This is a genomic window from Georgenia sp. G2120, assembly GCF_055326485.1.
The window spans coordinates 1-19,400 of sequence record NZ_JBUZNL010000011.1; the positions used below are offsets into that span (position 1 = coordinate 1).

Annotated in this window: 18 protein-coding genes and 2 pseudogenes; 12 read left to right on the plus strand and 8 right to left on the minus strand. The window is 72.9% G+C overall.

Translation table 11 applies throughout. From position 1 onward, the window contains the following. Positions 1-195 precede the first annotated feature (195 nt). The 5 genes from ACZLMO_RS12180 to ACZLMO_RS12200 all read left to right on the plus strand — a co-directional run bounded on the left by ACZLMO_RS12180 (position 196) and on the right by ACZLMO_RS12200 (position 4,754). Complete coding sequence (locus tag ACZLMO_RS12180) at positions 196-516, plus strand: putative quinol monooxygenase (protein ID WP_425715886.1); 321 nt, start codon at positions 196-198, stop codon at positions 514-516. Between the two features lie 56 nt (positions 517-572). Then, entirely contained in the window at positions 573-782 is a 210-nt protein-coding gene (locus ACZLMO_RS12185) for a hypothetical protein (protein WP_463653895.1), read from the plus strand. 187 nt (positions 783-969) lie between these two features. Then, positions 970-1,398, plus strand: a complete 429-nt coding sequence (locus ACZLMO_RS12190; RefSeq protein ID WP_425715888.1) for a zinc-ribbon domain-containing protein — start codon at positions 970-972, stop codon at positions 1,396-1,398. A 73-nt stretch (positions 1,399-1,471) separates the two neighbouring features. After that, positions 1,472-3,655 (plus strand): S9 family peptidase, encoded by a 2,184-nt coding sequence (locus ACZLMO_RS12195; protein ID WP_463653896.1) that lies wholly within the window; start codon positions 1,472-1,474, stop codon positions 3,653-3,655. A 61-nt stretch (positions 3,656-3,716) separates the two neighbouring features. Then, positions 3,717-4,754, plus strand: a complete 1,038-nt coding sequence (locus tag ACZLMO_RS12200) for a YihY/virulence factor BrkB family protein (RefSeq protein ID WP_425715890.1) — start codon at positions 3,717-3,719, stop codon at positions 4,752-4,754. 39 nt (positions 4,755-4,793) lie between these two features. Here ACZLMO_RS12200 and ACZLMO_RS12205 read toward each other — a convergent pair whose 3' ends face one another. From ACZLMO_RS12205 to ACZLMO_RS12225, 5 genes and pseudogenes are all read right to left on the minus strand, one after another. After that, the gene (locus tag ACZLMO_RS12205) at positions 4,794-4,982 is read right to left on the minus strand and encodes a hypothetical protein (RefSeq protein ID WP_463653897.1); all 189 of its coding nucleotides are present in this window, start codon (positions 4,980-4,982) and stop codon (positions 4,794-4,796) included. A gap of 69 nt (positions 4,983-5,051) precedes the next feature. Then, positions 5,052-5,816, minus strand: coding sequence for a 5'-methylthioadenosine/S-adenosylhomocysteine nucleosidase (gene mtnN, locus ACZLMO_RS12210; protein WP_425715901.1), 765 nt, complete (start codon positions 5,814-5,816; stop codon positions 5,052-5,054). Positions 5,817-5,878: 62 nt separating this feature from the next. Continuing rightward, positions 5,879-6,328, minus strand: a pseudogene (locus tag ACZLMO_RS12215) (S-ribosylhomocysteine lyase); the annotation flags it as partial. A gap of 496 nt (positions 6,329-6,824) precedes the next feature. After that, positions 6,825-7,646, minus strand: a complete 822-nt coding sequence (locus ACZLMO_RS12220) for an ABC transporter permease (protein WP_425715893.1) — start codon at positions 7,644-7,646, stop codon at positions 6,825-6,827. A gap of 65 nt (positions 7,647-7,711) precedes the next feature. Then, positions 7,712-8,362: pseudogene (locus ACZLMO_RS12225) on the minus strand (ATP-binding cassette domain-containing protein); the annotation flags it as partial. A gap of 206 nt (positions 8,363-8,568) precedes the next feature. On the opposite strand from ACZLMO_RS12225, the gene ACZLMO_RS12230 reads away from it, so the two are divergent. From ACZLMO_RS12230 to ACZLMO_RS12260, 7 genes are all read left to right on the plus strand, one after another. After that, positions 8,569-10,116: a sensor histidine kinase gene (locus ACZLMO_RS12230; RefSeq protein WP_463653898.1), complete on the plus strand. Its 1,548-nt coding sequence runs from the start codon at positions 8,569-8,571 to the stop codon at positions 10,114-10,116. 4 nt (positions 10,117-10,120) lie between these two features. Beyond that, positions 10,121-10,816, plus strand: a complete 696-nt coding sequence (locus tag ACZLMO_RS12235; RefSeq protein ID WP_463653899.1) for a response regulator — start codon at positions 10,121-10,123, stop codon at positions 10,814-10,816. A gap of 515 nt (positions 10,817-11,331) precedes the next feature. Next, a complete protein-coding gene (nrdH, locus tag ACZLMO_RS12240) occupies positions 11,332-11,577 on the plus strand; it encodes a glutaredoxin-like protein NrdH (RefSeq protein WP_425715897.1) in 246 nt (81 codons plus the stop codon). Positions 11,578-11,598: 21 nt separating this feature from the next. After that, positions 11,599-12,000, plus strand: a complete 402-nt coding sequence (gene nrdI, locus ACZLMO_RS12245; RefSeq protein ID WP_425715898.1) for a class Ib ribonucleoside-diphosphate reductase assembly flavoprotein NrdI — start codon at positions 11,599-11,601, stop codon at positions 11,998-12,000. 59 nt (positions 12,001-12,059) lie between these two features. Then, positions 12,060-14,141, plus strand: a complete 2,082-nt coding sequence (nrdE, locus tag ACZLMO_RS12250; RefSeq protein WP_463653976.1) for a class 1b ribonucleoside-diphosphate reductase subunit alpha — start codon at positions 12,060-12,062, stop codon at positions 14,139-14,141. 373 nt (positions 14,142-14,514) lie between these two features. Next, a complete protein-coding gene (locus ACZLMO_RS12255; protein ID WP_463653900.1) occupies positions 14,515-15,750 on the plus strand; it encodes an aggregation-promoting factor C-terminal-like domain-containing protein in 1,236 nt (411 codons plus the stop codon). 32 nt (positions 15,751-15,782) lie between these two features. After that, on the plus strand, positions 15,783-16,772 hold the full coding sequence (locus ACZLMO_RS12260) for an asparaginase (protein WP_463653901.1): 990 nt from the start codon (positions 15,783-15,785) through the stop codon (positions 16,770-16,772). A 13-nt stretch (positions 16,773-16,785) separates the two neighbouring features. Here the strand turns inward: ACZLMO_RS12260 and ACZLMO_RS12265 are convergent, their stop codons facing one another. Genes ACZLMO_RS12265 through ACZLMO_RS12275 form a run of 3 tightly spaced genes read right to left on the minus strand, consistent with a single transcriptional unit; the run spans position 16,786 to position 19,392 of the window. Beyond that, positions 16,786-17,265, minus strand: coding sequence for a hypothetical protein (locus ACZLMO_RS12265; protein WP_463653902.1), 480 nt, complete (start codon positions 17,263-17,265; stop codon positions 16,786-16,788). A 40-nt stretch (positions 17,266-17,305) separates the two neighbouring features. Next, entirely contained in the window at positions 17,306-17,959 is a 654-nt protein-coding gene (locus ACZLMO_RS12270) for a response regulator (RefSeq protein ID WP_463653903.1), read from the minus strand. After that, positions 17,956-19,392 carry a sensor histidine kinase gene (locus tag ACZLMO_RS12275; RefSeq protein ID WP_463653904.1) on the minus strand — a complete coding sequence of 479 codons (1,437 nt, stop codon included), beginning with the start codon at positions 19,390-19,392 and terminating at the stop codon, positions 17,956-17,958. Before ACZLMO_RS12275 ends, ACZLMO_RS12270 begins: the two co-directional genes overlap by 4 nt. Positions 19,393-19,400: the final 8 nt, after the last annotated feature.

Below are 19,400 nucleotides of genomic sequence, written 5' to 3' on the forward strand. Positions count from 1 at the left end.
GGGGGGGGGGACCCCCGCCGTCGTGCGTCCGGGGTCCTGTCGCCGAGATTGCGGTTGGGGCCCCAACCACAATCTCGACGACGACGAACCGCAATCTCGACGACGGGCGTGGACGCGCAACCTCACGTCGGCGGATCGTGCCAGGCTCGTCCTCGGGCCGGAACCGGCCGCTGCCGAGCAGATCAAGGAGCAGGGATGTACTTCATCGTCGTCCGGTACGAGGTCAAGCCGGAGAGCGTCGACGCCTGGCCGGAGATCGTCCGCGAGTTCACCGAGCGGACGCGGCAGGAGCCGGGCAACCTCTTCTTCGAGTGGTCCCGCAGCCTCGAGCGGCCCAGCGAGTACGTGCTCGTCGAGGGCTTCACCGACGACGGCGCCGCGCCGCACGTGAGCAGCGACCACTTCGCCGCCGGGCTCGAGACCATGCGCCCGCACCTCGTGAGCACGCCGCGGATCATCTCGCGCCAGGTCGACGGCGAGGGCTGGGACGAGATGGGCGAGCTCCAGATCCCCTGACCGACGCTGCGGCGGGCGGCACGGGTCGGGGTGCGTGGGCCGGTAGCGTCTCGGTCATGCCCGACGCCCCCGCCCGCCGCCCGCTCCCGCCCAAGTGGTCCCAGCTCATCATCTCGATCGCGGTCGGCGCGCTGCTCGGCCTGCTGTGGGGCCTGTGGCGGGGTGACCTCACACGGTGGCTGCTGCTCGGTGCGATCGTCGGTGCCGTCAGCGGGCTGTGGTCCGAGCTGCGCCTCGCGCGGGAGAAGCGGGACCGCGAGAAGTAGGCGACGGGCGCGCCCCGCGACCAGGAGCCGGCACTGCGGCCCTGGGCTGGCCCTGCGGCTACGAGCAGGCCCCGCGACCGGCTAGCACGACCGGCCCCGTCGTCGAACCTCACGCCCGCGCGGAGACCGGGAACCTCTCCCCTGGGCACGGCCCGGAGCACCGCCTGGCGCGCCCTAATCTTCTCGCATGATCATCTGGGGATCGCGCACCAAGCGCAAGCACGTCCTGACGACCAACCTCGTGTGCAGCCGCTGCCACAACCCGGCGGCCACCCACCTCTTCATGCTCATCGCGAAGTTCACGCTGTTCTTCATCCCGCTCTTCCCGTACTCGAAGAAGCGGTTCATGGAGTGCACGTTCTGCGGCTCCCAGACCCAGCTGAGCAAGGAGCAGTTCGAGCAGATCGAGCAGGCGGCCGAGCAGGGCGGCGGTTCGATGCCCGGCTACCAGGGCGCAGCGCCGACCGCTCCCCAGGGGTACGGCCAGCAGGGCTACCAGCAGCAGAATCAGCAGCCGCAGCAGCCCCAGCAGCAGTACCCGGGCGCGAACTACGGCCAGCAGGGTCAGCAGCCCCAGCAGCAGTACCCCGGCGCGAACTACCACCCCCAGGGCTGAGCCTCCCGCCCGAGGCCACCGGCCCGGCCGGTCGGCCCTCACCCGGCCCGGCCCAGGTCGGTAACCTCGGGCGGTGAGCACCGCCGCCGACCTCCCGCAGCCGCCCGCCCCTCGCCACGTCGAGCACCACCGCGTCCATCACGGGCACGACGTCGTCGACCCGTTCGACTGGATGCGGGACAAGGAGTCCCCGGAGCTGCTCGCCCACCTCGAGGCCGAGAACGCCTACGCGGACGACCGCACCGGCCACCTCGCGGACCTCGAGGCCCGCATCGTCTCCGAGATCAAGGACCGCACCCAGGAGACGGACACCGACGTCCCCGTCCTCGAGCGCGGCTGGTGGTACTACACCCGCACCCACGCCGGGAGGCAGTACCCCACGTGGCACCGGGTCGCCGACACCGGGTCCGGCCGCCCCGACCCCGCCGGCACCGTCGACGGCGAGCAGCTCGTCCTCGACGGCAACGCCGAGGCCGAGGGCCAGGCGTTCTTCAAGGTCTCCGAGATCGTCGTGGCCCCCGACGCCCGGCACGCCGCGATCGGCATCGACCTCGACGGCGGGGAACTCTTCGACGTCCGGGTCGTCGACCTCACCACCGGCGAGACCGTCGACGACTCCGTCCGCGGCGTCGGCTACGGCCTGGCCTGGACCACCGACTCTGCGCGCCTGATCTACGTCCGCACCGACGACGCCTGGCGCCCCCACGAGGTGTGGAGCCACGCGGTCGGCTCCGACCCCGCCACCGACGAGCGGCTCGTGCGCGAGGACGACGAGACCTACTGGACGTGGATCGAGACCTCCCGCGACGGCCGCTGGCTCGTGGTCCACCACGCCGCCACGACCTCCGGCGAGGCCCTGCTCGTCCCCCTCGACGCCGACGCGCTCGTCCCGCAGGTCGTCTCGCCCCGGCGCCCGGGCCTCGAGTACACGGTCGAGGTCGCCGGCGACCACCTCCTCGTCGTCCACAACCTCACCCAGAAGGACTTCACGCTCTCGGCCGCGCCGCTCGGCCCCTCCGCGCCCGAGGACTGGAGCGACCTCCTGCGGTCGGCGGACGGGGAGCGGATCCTCGCCGCCCACGCGTTCGCCGGGCACGCCGTGGTCGAGCTGCGCGCCGGCGGCCTGCCCGCCCTGCGCGTCCTCCCCCGCACCGTTTCCGCCGGGAACGACACCCCGCCCGACGACGACGCCGCACCCACCGGTGGCGGACCCGCCGGCGGCGCGGGACCGGCCTACGGGCCGGCGCGCGACGTCGTCGTGGACGGGGAGCTCACCGCCGTCGCGCTGGGCGACGTGCGCGAGTGGGAGAGCGACGAGATCCTCGTCGAGACGCAGTCGTTCCTCACGCCGCCCACGGTCTCCGCGCACTCCCTCGCCGACGGGTCGGCCGTGGTCGTCAAGCAGAAGGTCGTGCCGGGCTACGAGCCGGAGCGGTACGTCGAGCGGCGCGAGTGGGCCACGGCCGGGGACGGCACCCGCATCCCGCTCTCGATCGTCCACCGGGCCGACGTGCCGGCCGACGGCACCGCCCCCGGCCTGCTCTACGGGTACGGCTCCTACGAGGTGTCGGTCGACCCCGCCTTCAGCGCCGAGCGGCTGCCGCTGCTCGACCGGGGCGTCGTGTTCGCCGTCGCCCACGTGCGGGGCGGCGGCGAGCTCGGCCGCTCCTGGTACGAGGACGGCAAGCTCGACCGCAAGCGCAACACCTTCACCGACTTCGTCGACGCCGCGCACCACGTCCTCGACACCGGGCTCGTGGCCGGCGGACGGCTCGCCGCCCAGGGCCGCTCGGCCGGCGGCCTGCTCATGGGCGCCGTCGCCAACCTCGCCCCGGAGACGTTCCGCGTCATCCACGCCGGGGTCCCGTTCGTCGACGCGCTGACGACGATCCTCGACCCGTCGCTGCCGCTGACCACGGGGGAGTGGGAGGAGTGGGGCGACCCGCTGCACGACCCGGCGTTCTACGACTACATGGCGACCTACGCCCCCTACGACAACCTGCGCGAGGCGCCCTACCCCGCGATCCTCGCCACCACCTCGCTCAACGACATCCGGGTGATGTACGTCGAGCCCGCCAAGTGGGTGGCCCGGCTGCGCGAGGTGACGACCTCCGACCCCGCCGACCGACCCGTGCTCCTGCGCTGCGAGATGGTCGCCGGGCACGGCGGGCGCTCCGGCCGCTACGACCGCTGGTCCGAGCGTGCGGCCGAGTGGGCCTTCGTCCTCGACCAGCTGGGCGTCGCCGATCGTCCCTGATCACCCGCGGCGACGGCGCGACATCCCGCCCGGTGGGGCGATCGTCGGCCACCCTGGGCGCATGAGGACGGGATCGGGCGCGCACCGGGTGCCGGAGCCTGCCCGCGGGACGCCGTCGGCCTGGTGGTACGTCCTGCGTCGGACGATCACCGAGTTCGTCGACGACCAGCTGATCGACCGCGCGGCGGCCCTCACGTTCTTCGCCGTGCTCTCGGTGTTCCCGGCGCTCGTCGCGCTCGTGTCCGTCCTCGGCCTCTTCGGGCAGGGGGCGACGACGACGAACGCGATCCTCACCATGCTCGAGGGACCACTCCCGTCGGACCTCGTCGCCCAGCTGCGCGAGCCGGTCGCCTCCGTCACCGAGAACCGGGGAGCCGGACTCGGACTCGTGCTCGGGCTCCTCGTCTCGATGTGGACGGCGTCGAACTACGTGTACGCCTTCAGCCGGGCGATGAACATCGTCTACGACACGGAGGAGGGGCGGCCGCTGTGGAAGCACCGTCCCGCGATGTACCTGCTGACGGTGGTGCTCATCCTGCTCGTCGGCGTCGCGGCCGTGCTGCTCGTCGTCACCCGGCCGGTCGCGCAGTGGCTGGGTGACCTCGTGGGCCTCGGCGACACGTCCGTCCTCGTGTGGAGCATCGTGCGCTGGCCGGTCCTCGTTCTCGTGGTGATCGTCGTCATCGCGCTGCTGTACTACGCCACGCCCAACGCCCGCCTCACCCGGATGCGGTGGATCAGCCCGGGCGCCGCTCTCGCGATCCTCGTCGCCGCGCTGGCCACGTTCGGGTTCGCGGTCTACGTCTCGAGCTTCGGTCGGTTCAACGCCACGTACGGGGCGCTGGCCGGCGCCGTCGTATTCCTTCTGTGGCTGTGGGTGATGAACCTCGTGCTCCTGCTCGGCGCCGAGCTCGACTCCGAGCTCGCCCGGATGCGGCAGCTGCGCGCCGGGGTGAGCGCAGAGGTCGACCTCCAGCTCCCCGTGCGGGAGGAGACGAGGACGCGGAAGGTGCGGGCGCGGCAGGCGCGTCAGGTGGACGAGGCGCGGGCGATCCGGGTCGCGCACGCCGCGCGGACGGAGCCGGAGGGCGAACGGTAGCGGTGCGGCCGACCCGACGTGCGGTCCCGCGCGCCGGGTTCAGGAGTCCTGGGCGTCCGGCTCGTCGTCGGAGGTCTCGCCGTCCGACGTGGAGGAGCTGCCCTGGTGCACCGCGGTGGCGGCCATGGCGGCCTCGTTGCGCGGGCTGAGCGCGATGACGGTGCGTGCGACGACGACCGCGAGCGCGAGGACGCCCACGACGACGAGGATCCAGGTCCAGTCCGGCATGTCTCTCCTTGTTCGCGGCGCCCTCATCGTACGGCCGACCGCCCGGGGCGCGCGGTGTGCCCGAGGGCGTCAGGCCGCGAGCATCCCCAGCACGACCCGGGCGCTGAGCCCGGCCACGTGGTCGACCTCGAGGTGGAAGTCCTGGTCCGCCGACGGGCCGCACAGGTCGGAGATGCCGCGGACCGAGATGACGGGGACGTCGGAGTCGGTGGCGACCTGGGCGATCGCCGTCGACTCCATGTCGGTGCTCAGGGCGTCCGGGAACGCGGCCCGGTAGGCGTCCACGTTGACGGCGGTGACGAACGCGTCCCCGCTGAGCACGAGTCCCGGCCGGACGGGCACGCCGACGTCCTGACCGGCGGCGACACCCGCTTCGACGAGCTCGGGGACCACGGGGAAGACCGGCGGCTGGCCCGGGACCTGCCCGCGCGCGTAGCCGAACGCGGTGGCGTCGGCCTGGCCGTAGACCAGCCCGGTGGCCACGACGACGTCCCCGACCTCGACGTCCGTGTGCAGCCCGCCGGCCGAGCCGGCGGACACGACGACGCGCGGCGCGTAGGAGAGCAGTGCCCAGGTGGCGGCGGCGGCGGCGTTGACGAGGCCGACCCGCGTGCGCACGAGCACGAGGTCGAGGCCGCGGACGGTCGCGCGCAGGGCGCGGGCGTCACCGGGTGCGTCGAGCTCGACGGGGTCGGTGGCGTCCTCGAGGAACGGGGAGAGCTCCTCGCCCATCGCGCAGAGCACGACGGCGTCGACGGTCTCGAGGGAGTTCTTGGCGGCGCGGGCCTCGCGGGCGGCGGCGCGGCTCTCGAGGAGGCGGTCGATGGGTGACATCACGGGCGCCCCTCGTCGTCGTGCGTGGTGGCGTGCGTGGTGGGGTCGTCCGTCCCGGGCTCCGCCATGACCTGGCCCCACTGCTCGCGCGCGGCGAGCATCGTGGCGGCGGCCTCGCGGGCGCCCTCGAGGCTGTGGCTCGCGCCCCAGCCGCACTGCACCTCGTTCGCCGCGGGGACCTCGGTCTGCTCGGTGACGGCGCGCAGGGTGTCGGCGAGCACGGCCATCGTGCCGGGCAGGTCCGGGGCGGCGGCGCGCAGGAGGTAGAAGCCGGTCTGGCAGCCCATCGGGGAGAAGTCGACGACGTCGTCGGCGTGGTCGCGGACCGCCTCGGCCACGGAGTGCTCGAGGGAGTGCACGACCGGCATCTCCAGGTGGGCGATGTTCGGCTGGGTGAACCGGATGTCGTACTTCGTCAGGACGGCGCCGCCGGGCAGCTCCTTGACGTCGGCGACACGGACGTACGGCGCTGACACGGCGCGGTGGTCGAGGTTGAAGCTCTCGACGTTCATCTGTGGCACTGCGCGTTCCTCTCGTCCAGGGGGGACACGGTCATCATCCCAGGCCCGTGCCCGTGAGGACCGGCCTCCCGGCGTCGGGCATCCCACACGGGACGGCGTCGGGCATGGGGCGGCGATCTCGCACGGGACGGTGAGACCGCGCGGGGCGGGCGTCGTGCGCGGGGTGGGGCGTCGTGCGGGGAGAGCGGGTCGAGGCCCCCGCTCCGGGTAGCCGTCCCGGCGCGGGAGCCTCGTGGTCGTCGAGGACGACCCGCGCGGCGTGCCGTCCCCCAGGACTCCGCGCCGCGCGTGACCGGTGCCGCCGGCGGAGAGCCGGCGGCGGGTGCGTCGCACCCGGCCCGCGATACCGGGCCGGATGGACGGGTGCGCCGGGGCCCGACCCGCGGGGTGCGTTCCGCGGGTCGGGCCCCGGGCGGGGCGCCGACGGTTCGTCCCGGTCAGGCGCCCGGGTGGCGGTGCGCAACCCCCCGGCGACGCACCGCCTGGATCAGGCCGCCTCGCGGCGGACCGTGCGGTACCAGCCGCCGACCATGGGGGCGACTACCCAGATGGCGGCCGACGTGGCGATCTGCGCCCATCCGGTCGCGTCCATCCCGTCGTCCATGAACATCTGGGTCCAGGCGAGGCTCGGGTCGACCCACTGGAGCACGTCCTGCAGGTCGGGGAAGAGCCCCGAGACGGCGCTGAGCACCATCGGCAGGAGGAAGAACAGGACGATCGCGATCGCCGGTGCGTGCAGGAGCAGTCCGAACGCCACACCCATGAGCGTGTAGAGGACGACGTTGAGCAGGAGGCCGCCGATGATCTCCGAGTCGAGGGCCCAGTCGGCCGTCACGGCGGAGTCGGTCGCGGCCGAGAGGGCGTGACCGCCGGCGGCGAACGCGACCGAGATGACGGTGATGACGAGCGCGAGCACGAGGGCGGCCGCGATCTTGGCGACGATCACCCGGGAACGCCGCGGCTCGAGGGCGAAGGTCTGCAGGGTCGTGCGCTGCGACCACTCCTGACTGGCGGCGAGCACGCCGACGATCGGGAGCAGCACGAGCTGGACCTGGAGCAGGATCGAGAGGTAGCCCTCGAACGGGAGGCCGTCGGTGGCGCCGGCCAGCGCGACGATGAGCATCGCGGCGAGGTCGATGACGAGGATCGCGGCGAGCAGGCCGAACCCGGAGCGGGTGTCGACCATCTTGCGCAGCTCGACCTGGACGAGCCGGCCGAGCGAGATGCCGGGGGCGTCGGGGACGGCGGTGGTCGCGGTGGTGGGGGCCGCGGCAGGTGCGGCGGACGCAGTCTGGACGTTGGTGGTCATGCGGCACGCTCCGAACGGTCGTCGTGGGCGGTGGTGGTGAAGAAGAGCTCTTCGATGTCGGTGGTGGCGAGCAGCTCGTCCTTGGCGCCGGCGGCGAGGAGGCGGCCCTTGCCGATGACGAGGAGGTCGTCGGCGGCCTGGGCCACCTCGCTGAGCAGGTGCGAGGACAGCAGGACGGTGCCGCCGCGCTCGGCGTGGCCGCGCAGGAGCTGGCGCATCCAGCGGATGCCCTGCGGGTCGAGGCCGTTGACGGGCTCGTCGAGGATGAGGACCTCCGGGTCGCCGAGGAGGGCGAACCCGATGCCGAGCCGCTGACGCATCCCGAGCGAGTAGCCCTTGACGCGGCGCTTCGCCTCCTTGGCCGTGAGGCCGACGGTGTCCAGCACCTCCTCGACGCGCGAGGTCGGCAGGCCCATCGTCAGGGCGCCGAGGGTGAGCACCTCACGGCCGGTGCGCCCGTTGTGCTGGGCGGAGGCGTCGAGGAGGACGCCGACGTGCCGGCCGGGGTTCGTCAGGTCGGTGTAGCGACGCCCGAGGACGGTGGCGGTGCCGCTGGTGGGCGTCGCGAGCCCGACGATCATCCGCATGGTGGTGGACTTGCCCGACCCGTTGGGACCGAGGAAGCCGGTGACGCGCCCGGGGCGCGCGATGAAGGACAGGTTGTCGACGGCGGTGGCGGGGCCGTATCGCTTGGTCAGTGCCTCGGTGGTGATCATGGATCCAGGATGGCCGGGCGGGAGGGGTGTGCGGATCGACCGAACGGGTCGCTTCCCGGAGCCTCGAGGCTGGTCCCGTGGGCCGGAGGGCGTACGACGGAGGAGGGAGGGGGTCCACCGCTGGGTGGACCGCGCTCGCCCGAGGGCGGAGGGGGTCGATCCGCGTGCCGGACGTCTCGCGCGGCCGCGGAACCTACTGTGGCGGCATGACTGCGTCCCGGCCCGAGCGCGACGGCGTGGGCGCGGGCACGCCCGTGGACGTCGACGCGCCTGCCGACGCCGACGTGCCGGCGGCCGACGTGCGTGCCGCCGACGCGCCCATGGACGTCCCCGCGGACGAGGCGACCGAGGACCTCACCGTCCGCGCACGGTGGTGGCGGCGCGCCCTGCCCTACGTGTTCGCCGGCGGCTGGGTCCTGGTCGGGATCGCCATGCTCCTGCTCATCGGCATCATCCTGCCGGCGGGCAACGACGTCGCGATCGTGACGCTGGCCCTCGACGCCGTCCTGGGCATCGTGTGCTTCGGCCTGCTCTTCGTGCGCAAGCGCTGGCCGCGCACGGTCACCATGACGATCACGATCGTCGCGTCGACGCTGTCCTTCATCGGCGTGGGGGCGCTCATCGTCGCGCTCAGCAGCTACGCGGCGCGTCCGGTCCGCGACGGTCGGCGGCTGCAGCGATACGCGTTCTTCGGCGTCGTGACCCTCGTCGTCATCGTCGGCGGGATGGTCTACGACTGGGTGACACGCAGGTTCGTGGCCATGCCGCCCGAGGCCGACGTCATGGTGTCCGGCAACCAGGCGGACGCGCCGCTGCTCGCCTCGACCACCGGCATCGTCACCTCCGTCGTCGTCTCGTTCCTGCTCGTGGGCCTCTGCTTCGCGGTCGGCTCCTACGTGGGCGCCCGCCGGGCGCTGCTGGCCGAGCTCCAGCAACGGGCCCGGCGCGCCGAGGCCGTGGTCGAGGCGTCGACCGAGCGGGCGCGGACGGCCGAGCGCAACCGCATCGCGCGCGAGATGCACGACGTCCTCGCCCACCGGATCTCGCTCGTCGCCCTCCACTCGGGGGCGCTGAGCCACCGCGACGACCTGCCCCCGGACGCGGTCCGCGAGGCCGCCGGCGTCATCAGCTCGAACGCCCAGCTCGCCCTCACCGAGCTGCGCCAGGTCCTCGGCGTGCTGCGGGCCGACAACGGCGGCGACGGCGGCAAGGGGCACCGGGAACCGCCGCAGCCGACCATGGCGGCGATCGACGGTCTGATCACCGACGCCCGCACGGTCGGGTCCCGGGTGCGGCTGTCCGTCATCGGCATCGGCTCCCTGCGGATGCCGGCGGCCCAGGGACTGACGGCGGGCACCGGCGTGGACGACGTCCTCGCCACCCTCTCCCCGACGGTCTCCCGGACGGCCTACCGGGTCCTGCAGGAGGCGCTGACGAACGCCCGCAAGCACGCTCCCGACGCCGTCGTCGACGTCGAGCTCTCGGGTCGCCTCGGCAAGGTGCTCACCCTGTCGGTCACCAACCCCATGCCGTTCCCGCGCCCGACGGGCGAGGGCGGCGACGGGGTGTCGCTCGGGGGGATCGTGGGATCGGGGAGCGGCCTGACCGGGCTCGCCGAGCGCACCGACCTCGCGGGCGGCACCCTCGACCACGGGGTCGAGCCGGACGGTACGGGGCGCACGGTCTTCGCCGTGCGCGCGTGGCTGCCCTGGGACGAGAGCGTCGGCGGCTGGCGCGGCCGCGGGGGAGGATAGGGGCATGAGCGAGCCAGCAACGCCCACCGCCGGTGCGCCGGTGCGCGTGGTCCTCGTCGACGACGACCCGCTCGTGCGCGCGGGCCTGCGCATGCTGCTCCACGGCGGGGACATCGAGATCGTCGCCGAGGGCGACGACGGACGCGTCGCGCAGCGGCTGGTCGAGGAGCACCGCCCCGACGTCGTGCTGATGGACGTGCGGATGCCCGTGATGGACGGCGTGACCGCCACCCAGCGGCTCACCGACTCCGGCACCGCGACCCGGGTGATCGTGCTGACCACGTTCGACTCCGACGACATGGTGGTGAGCGCCCTGCGCGCCGGCGCGCAGGGCTTCCTGCTCAAGGACACGCCGCCGGCCGACCTCGTGGCGGCCGTGCGGCGCGCCGCGCGCGGGGAGCCCGCGCTGTCGCCGTCCGTGGCGGCGCAGCTCATGGCGCGGGTGGCCGCGCCCGAGGAGGTCGACGACGAGCAGGCCGCGGCCGAGGAGGCCCGCGCCGCGTTCGCCGAGCTGACGGAGCGCGAGCAGGACGTGGCCCGCGCCGTCGCCCGCGGACTGTCCAACGCCGAGATCGCCGCCGAGCTCTACCTCGGGGTGGCGACGGTCAAGACCCACGTGGGGCGGGTGTTCAACAAGCTCGGGGTGGCCAACCGGGTCCATGTCGCCCGCATGGTCCAGGACGCCGGCGAGGCCCACTGACGACCCCGGCGACACGCCCGGGATCCACGCGCCGGCGTGATCGCCCCCCTGTGGACGACACGCCGAGGAAGCCCCGACACGCCGACACCTTCGACGTGCCGAGCGGTGGACAGGGGCGGGTGGCTCGTCGTCGTCCCCAGGTGTGTGGAGGGCGGTCCGCCGCTCGTCCACGGGTCCGGCTCTCGATGTCGGTGGCCTCCGGCAGGCTGAGGAGACCGCAGGAACATGCGGCGCGGGTCCCTCTCGAGGTGGCAGGAGGGCGGGTACCGACCGTCCACCGCCGCTCCACAGGAACCCGTCGGACGCGCACAGGAGGGGACGATGGGCTGTGGACAGAGCGAGTTGTGGACGACACGACACCACAAGACCTAGTGGTCGTCGCAGCGGCCGACCCCCAGGTGTAGTGTCGATGGTCCGAGGTCATTGATCGCCTCGTCCAAACCACACGCTTGTAGTTTCACGCGCGGAAGTCCGCGCCGTCCCGGACAGGCCCCACGGAAGGAGACCGGCTCGCCATGAGCATCACCGTCTACTCGAAGCCGTCGTGCGTGCAGTGCGATGCCACCTACCGCGCGCTCACGAAGCAGGGGCTGGAGTTCGACGTCGTCGACGTCACCGAGGACGCGGAGGCCCTCGCCTCCGTCCAGGCGCTCGGCTACCAGCAGGCGCCCGTGGTCATGGCCGACGGGGACCACTGGTCGGGGTTCCGCCCCGACCGCATCAAGGCCGTCGCCGCCGCGCGCGCCGCGGCGGTGGCCTGACCGGACCGGGAGGGGGTCGGCGTGGCGCACGTCGTCTACTTCTCGTCCGCCACGAACAACACCCACCGGTTCGTCGACAAGCTGGACCTGCCGGCGCACCGCATCCCGCTCCGTCGCACCGAGCCGCACCTGCGGGTCGATGACGAGTACGTCCTGGTCGTCCCCACGTACGGCGGGGGCAACGGGAAGGGTGCGGTGCCCAAGCAGGTCATCCACTTCCTCAACGACGAGCACAACCGCTCGCTCATCCGCGGGGTCGTCTCCGCGGGCAACCTCAACTTCGGGTCGGCGTACGGACTGGCGGGGGAGATCGTCTCCGCCAAGTGTCGCGTCCCGCACATGTACCGATTCGAGCTCCTGGGCACGCCGCACGACGTGACCCGGGTCAAGGAAGGACTGAACGCCCTGTGGCCACCACGCTGACCGACACCGGGTTGGAGGCTCTGTCGTCGCCGGAGCTGGACTACCACGCGCTCAACGCGATGCTCAACCTGTACGACGCCGACGGCAACATCCAGTTCGACGCCGACCGCCAGGCGGCGCGCCAGTACTTCCTCCAGCACGTCAACAAGAACACGGTCTTCTTCCACAACCTGCGCGAGAAGCTCGACCACCTCGTGACCGAGGGCTACTACGAGGGCGAGGTGCTCGCGAAGTACAGCCACGAGTTCCTCGAGAGCCTCTGGGACCAGGCGTGGGCGAAGAAGTTCCGCTTCGAGACGTTCCTCGGCGCGTTCAAGTACTACACGTCGTACACGCTCAAGACCTTCGACGGCAGCCGCTACCTCGAGCGCTTCGAGGACCGGGTCGTCATGGTCGCGCTCACGCTGGCCGACGGCAAGGAGCAGGCCGCGCGGGACATGGTCGACGAGATGCTGGCCGGCCGGTTCCAGCCGGCCACGCCGACCTTCCTCAACGCCGGCAAGGCCCAGCGCGGCGAGCTCGTCTCCTGCTTCCTCCTGCGCGTGGAGGACAACATGGAGTCGATCGCCCGCGGCATCAACTCCTCCCTGCAGCTGTCCAAGCGCGGCGGCGGCGTGGCCCTGTCGCTGACGAACATCCGTGAGTCGGGCGCGCCGATCAAGAAGATCCAGAACCAGTCCTCCGGCGTCATCCCCGTGATGAAGCTGCTCGAGGACTCCTTCTCCTACGCGAACCAGCTCGGCGCGCGCCAGGGTGCAGGTGCGGTCTACCTCAACGCCCACCACCCGGACATCTACAAGTTCCTCGACACCAAGCGGGAGAACGCGGACGAGAAGATCCGCATCAAGACCCTCTCCCTCGGCGTCGTCATCCCCGACATCACGTTCGAGCTGGCCAAGACGAACGAGGACATGTACCTCTTCTCGCCGTACGACGTCGAGCGGGTGTACGGGGTGCCGTTCTCCGAGATCTCGGTGAGCGAGAAGTACCGCGAGATGGTCGAGGACGGCCGGATCCGCAAGACGAAGATCAACGCGCGCCAGTTCTTCACGACGCTCGCGGAGATCCAGTTCGAGTCGGGCTACCCGTACATCGTGTTCGAGGACACCGTGAACCGGGCCAACCCGATCGACGGCCGGATCAGCATGTCCAACCTGTGCTCGGAGATCCTCCAGGTCTCGACCCCGTCGACCTTCAACGAGGACCTGTCCTACGCCGAGGTCGGCAAGGACATCTCCTGCAACCTCGGTTCGCTCAACATCGCCAAGACGATGGACTCGCCGGACCTGGGCAAGACGGTGGGCACGGCGATCCGTGCGCTCACCGCCGTCTCCGACCAGTCGAACATCTCCTCGGTGCCGTCGATCGAGCGTGGCAACGACATGTCGCACGCGATCGGCCTCGGGCAGATGAACCTCCACGGCTACCTCGCGCGCGAGCGGATCCACTACGGGTCCGAGGAGGGCCTCGACTTCACGAACATGTACTTCTACGCGGTGGCGTTCCACGCCGTGTCGGAGTCCAACAAGATCGCCACCGAGCGCCGCGAGACGTTCGCCGGCTTCGAGCGTTCGGCCTACGCGAGCGGCGCGTACTTCGACAAGTACACCGACCAGCTCTGGGAGCCGCGCACGCAGCGGGTCCGGGAGCTGTTCGCGGACGCCGGCGTCGCCCTGCCCACCCAGGACGACTGGCGAGCGCTCAAGGCCTCCGTCCAGGAGCACGGCATGTACAACCAGAACCTCCAGGCCGTGCCGCCGACCGGGTCGATCTCCTACATCAACAACTCGACGTCGTCGATCCACCCGATCGTCTCCAAGATCGAGATCCGCAAGGAGGGCAAGATCGGGCGCGTGTACTACCCGGCGCCCTACATGACGAACGACAACCTCGAGTTCTACGAGGACGCGTACGAGATCGGCCCCGAGAAGATCATCGACACCTACGCCGAGGCGACGCAGCACGTCGACCAGGGCCTGTCGCTCACGCTCTTCTTCAAGGACACGGTCACCACGCGCGACCTCAACCGGGCGCAGATCTACGCCTGGCGCAAGGGCATCAAGACGCTCTACTACATCCGCCTGCGTCAGCTCGCCCTCGAGGGCACCGAGGTCGAGGGCTGCGTCTCCTGCATGCTCTGACCCGTCCGACGACGCCGCTCACCTGAGCGGTCACGTCACCCGAGCACGGCCCCGGTCCGCACGCCCCTGAGGCGCGGACCGGGGCCGTTTCACGTGCTCGGTGGTGCGGGTCGGCGCGGGAGGGGAGCGTTGTTCCGCGCGCGGAGCCGCGCGGAACCACGGCCGACGGGCCGTGCACGACGTCGATAACACCGCGAGGGAGTTTCCTCACAGATCACGCAGAGGTATCGACCGGGTAACAAGTCGGCCATTACGGTGTGCGGGCCCGCGAACCCGACCTCGAACGCGTGGTTCCCCCCGGACCCAGGCACGCGACGTCGACGGCGCCGTCGCGCCGGACGGGCGGCCCTGTCCCCCAGCCACCGAGGTCATCATGAGCCCCCGTCCCGTCCAGGTCCTCGCGCTCGCCGCGGCCGCCACGGTCGCCGCACCGGCGTTCGCAGCCCCCGCCGCAGGCGCGTCCCCCGCCGCAGGCGCGTCCCCCGCTGCATCCGCGGCCGTGATCGATGCCGCCGCCGACAGCGCGGTCGCCCCCGTCGTCGGGGCCGCAACCGCGCTCCCCATGCACGGCGGTCCGATCGGCGACGACGGCGCGCAGTTCTACTTCCGCACCTCGGCCGGGGACCGGTCCGTGCGGTACGGGTCGGTCGGCGACGTCGCCTATGTGGGCGACTGGAACGGCGACGGCGTCGACACCCTCGCCATCCGTCGCGGGACCACCTTCCACGTCACGAACTCGACGACGTCGGGGGTCGCCGAGTACACCGTCAGCTACGGCCGGGCCGGCGACGACTACCTCGTCGGCGACTGGGACGGCGACGGGATCGACACGCTCGCCGTGCACCGCGGCTCGCAGGTGCTCATGTCCAACGACGTGCGCCCGAACCACGCCGACGTCGCCCTGTCCTACGGGCGGGCGAGCGACGACTACCTCGTGGGCGACTGGGACGGCGACGGCGTCGACACCCTCGCGATCCACCGGGGCACCGAGTTCCACCTCCGCAACAGCAACACGTCCGGCTGGGCCGACCAGGTCGTCCACTTCGGCAGCAGGGGCGACACGGCGATCTCCGGCGACTGGGACGGCAACGGCGTCGACTCGATCGGCGTGCACCGCCCCTCGCGCGCGGCCTTCTACCTGCGCAACGCCGTCAGCTCCGGCCCGGCGGACCAGGTGATCCGGTGGGGCCGCTCGACCGACCAGGCCTTCGCGGGCCGGTGGACCGCGGGAGCGGCGGACTCGGTCGGTCTTCAGCGCCCCGCGCCCCGCGCGGCGGCCGCCTCGAGGCCGGCCCCCTCGCCCGCGCCCAGCACGCCCCGCGAGATCGGCCGCACGATGGCCGCCGAGCGCGGCTGGACCGGTTCGCAGTGGACGTGCCTCGACCAGGTCTACACGTACGAGTCCCGGTGGGACCCGCGGGCGTCCAACAGCTACAGCGGCGCGTACGGCATCCCGCAGGCGCTGCCGGGCTCGAAGATGGCCTCGCACGGCGCGGACTGGCGGACCAACCCGGCTACGCAGATCGCCTGGGGCAACGACTACATCGCCGGCCGGTACGGCACCCCGTGCGGCGCGTGGTCGCACATCCAGTCGCGCGGCTGGTACTGATCCGCGCTCGCTCGTCGTGGCAGGGTGAGGGGATGACGCACCTGGCGCTCGGGGCGATGGGCGGCACCATCGCGATGTCCACGTCCACGCCCGGCGAGGGTGCGGTCCCCGCCCTGTCGGCGAGCGACCTGCTCGAGCTCACGCCGGGCCTCGCCGACGTCGCCGAGATCTCGGCCGAGCAGCTGACGAACGTCCCCTCGGCGTCGCTCACCCTCGACGACGTGCTCCGCGTCCACGCGTGGGCCGACGCCAGGGCGCGCGCCGGCGTCGACGGCATCGTCGTCACGCACGGGACGGACACCCTCGAGGAGACGGCGTACCTCCTCGACCTGCTGTGGGGCCACGACACACCGCTCGTCGTCACGGGCGCCATGCGGTCCGCCGCGATGGCCGGCGCCGAGGGCCCGGCGAACCTGCTGGCCGCCGCGATCACCGCCGCCTCCGCCGACGCCCGTGGTCTCGGCGTGCTGGCCTGCCTCAACGACACCGTCCACCTCGCCGCCCGCGTGACGAAGGTGTCGTCGACCGCGCTCGAGACGTTCGAGTCGCCCGGGACGGGGCCGGTCGGCGTCGTCGTCGAGGATCGGTACTGGCCGAGCTGGACGCCGGTCGACCGCCCCCCGGCGCTCGTCGCCCCGCCCGGCGGTCGCGTGGCCGTCCCGCTGCTCGAGTCCTCCTTCGACGACGACGGATCGGTCCTGCGAGCCGTCCTCGCCACCGGCGTGCAGGGTGTGGTGCTCGCCGGGACGGGCGTCGGGCACGTGTCGGGAGAGGTCGCCGACCTCGTGTCCGCGGCGATCGACGACGGCGTGACGGTCGTCGTCGCGTCGCGCACCCTGCGCGGCGGCACGACCACGCGGCTGTACGGGTTCCCCGGTTCCGAGCAGGACCTCATCGCCCGGGGCGCGCTGATGGCTGGGCGCCTGTCCGCGCGCAAGGCCCGGCTGGTGCTCCACCTCTTGCTCGCGGGCGGGGCCGACGCCGCGACGATCGCCGACGAGATCGCGGCCCGAGGCCGCTGAGCCGCACGACCTGTCAGAGGGTGACTCCCACCGCGGTCAACAGCTCGCGCAGGGCCGCCCCGAAGTCGCGCTGCTGACCGATCTCCCCGTCGGCCATCGAGCCGAACGCACCGGTGTAGCTGCCGTCGGCCTTGCCGGCTGTGCCGACGTAGAGCGCCTGCCCGGCCATCAGCGACTGCGTCGTGGGGCCCGCCGCGATCGCCTGCCGCGAGTGCTGCAGCTCCCGGAGCTGCTCGGGGCTGAACGGCCCGCCCGTGGCGCTGCCCACCCCGGCGACGATGTGCTTGTTGCCGTCGACCTCGAGCGCGATGCTGCCGACCGTCCTGTTGACCTTGGCGCCGATCCGATCGGCGGGCGCGTCGAAGAAGACGCCGCCCTGCCCGGTGAGCCACACCCGTCCCGGCAGCACCCCGAGGATGGCGGGTTCCGACCTGGAGGTGAGCATCTTCGGGAACCGATAGACGCCCATGAGGATCGGTGCCGGTCCGCTCATGGCGCCGAACGTAGCAGGACCGGCCCCGCTGACGCCTGACTCAGGCGCGGCCGGCCGCGACGCGCACCTGGATCGCGACCTTCACCCGGTTGTCGACCCCGAGCTTGCCGAAGATCCGCGTGACGTGGGACTTCACGGTCGTCTCGGACATGTGCAGCGCCGCGGCGATCTCGGCGTTCGACTCGCCGCGGGCCACGGCGTCGGCGACCTCCCGCTCGCGCGGGGTGAGCTCGTCGAGGAGCCGCCGGGCGGCCGCGACCTCGGACGAGTCGTCCATCGGGGCGTAGGCGTCGATGAGCGACCGGGTCGCGGCGGGGGAGAGGATCGCCTCGCCCGCCGCCACCGACCGCACGGCGGCGACGATCTGACGCGGCCCCGCGTCCTTGAGCAGGAACCCGGCGGCCCCCGAGCGCAGCGCGCCGAACACGTACTCGTCGAGCTGGAACGTCGTCAGCACGCAGACCCGGGCGGTCGGGACGGCCCGCGTGATCTCGGCGGTCGCCGCGATCCCGTCGAGGACCGGCATCCGCACGTCCATGAGCACGACGTCGGGGCGGTGGGCGATCGCCGCCTCGACCCCGGCGCGCCCGTCGGCCGCCTCGGCCACCACCTCGAGGTCGTCGGCCGAGGCGAGGATCATCGACAGGCCCGAGCGGACGAGCGCGTCGTCGTCGACGACGAGGACCCGGATCATGGCGTCTCCCTGGTCGGACCGGTCGGGGTGGGTGCGGCGGGGGCAGGCGACGTGTGAGGGGCGGTGCCCGGCGCAGCTGCCGAGGGCTCCGCCGGGAGGTGGGCCCGCACGATCCAGTACCCGGCGTCGTCGTGCCCCGATCCAGGAGCGGGACGGGGCCCGCTCCCCGGTCCGGCGCTCAGCGTGCCCGCGACGCTGCGCGCGCGCTCGGCCAGGCCGCGCAGCCCGAGACCGGCGCGGTGCGGGTCCGGCGACGGGACGGTCGCCGGCGTCGTCGCCCCGCGGTCCGGCAGCGGGTTCCGTACGGTCACCCGCACGCCGTCGGTCCCGTCGGCCGCCACCTCGACGTCGACGGGAGCGCCCGGCGCGTGGCGCAGCGCGTTCGTCAGCGACTCCTGGACGATCCGGTACGCCGCGCGGCCGGTGGCGTCCGGGACCTCGGCGCCGGGTTCGACCGCCACGTCGCGGCGCACGGTGGCGCCGGCGCGTTCGGCGTCGTCGAGCAGGGTGTCGACGTCCGCGAGGCCGGGCTGCGGACCGAGGGCGGCGGGGGCGTCGTCGGTGCCGAGGACGTCGAGGACGGCGCGCAGGTCGCGGGTGGCGGCCGTCGCGGCGGCGCGGACGGCGGCCGCGTGCCGCTCGACGACGTCCGGACCGGCCCCCGGGTTGACCTCGAGCGCGCCGGCCTGGAGGTTGATGAGGGCGAGCTGGTGGCCGACGGCGTCGTGCATCTCGGCCGCGATCCGGCGCCGCTCGGCGAGGACGGCCTCCCGCTCCCGGGCGACCCGGGCGTCCTCGGCCAGCCGGGCCCGCTCGGCCTCCTCGGCGGCGAGGCGGCGCCGAGCCGCGAGGTAGGCGGCGAGCAGGGCGGGCACGACCACGGCGGCCGCGATGCTGAGGGCCACCTCGAGCGCTGTGGCCCAACCACCCGGACCATCGACCCCGCCACCAGCCCCACCACCACCGTCCCCCGTGACCCAGACGTCGGCGACCCGCTCGCCCCACGGGGAGAGCTGGGTGAGGGCGGCGAGGAGGAGAAAGCTGCCCGCCACCAGGTCGCGGCGGCGCAGGACGAGGGCGAACACCCCGAGCGTGACGAGCGAGGACCCGGTGAGCGCGCCGAGCAGGATCGTTGCGGCCGGGAGCACGAGGGGCGCGCGCACCCGGTGCAGCACGCCCACGACCACGGCGGGCAGGAGGACGAGGGCGACGACGTCCTGCCACGGTGCGTGCTCCGGCTGGAGCAGGTTGGAGACGTAGTCGCCGACGACGAGGACGAGATAGACGGCCGAGCGCCACAGCGCGGGGCGACGGCGCGCGGCGCCTGAGCGGGCGGTGCCGGGGCGGGCGGTGCCGGGGCGGGCGGTGCCGGGGAGGCCGGTGCCGCCCAGCGCACCCCGTCGCTCGCCCGTCGTCCCTCCGGCCTCGGTCACCCCGACAG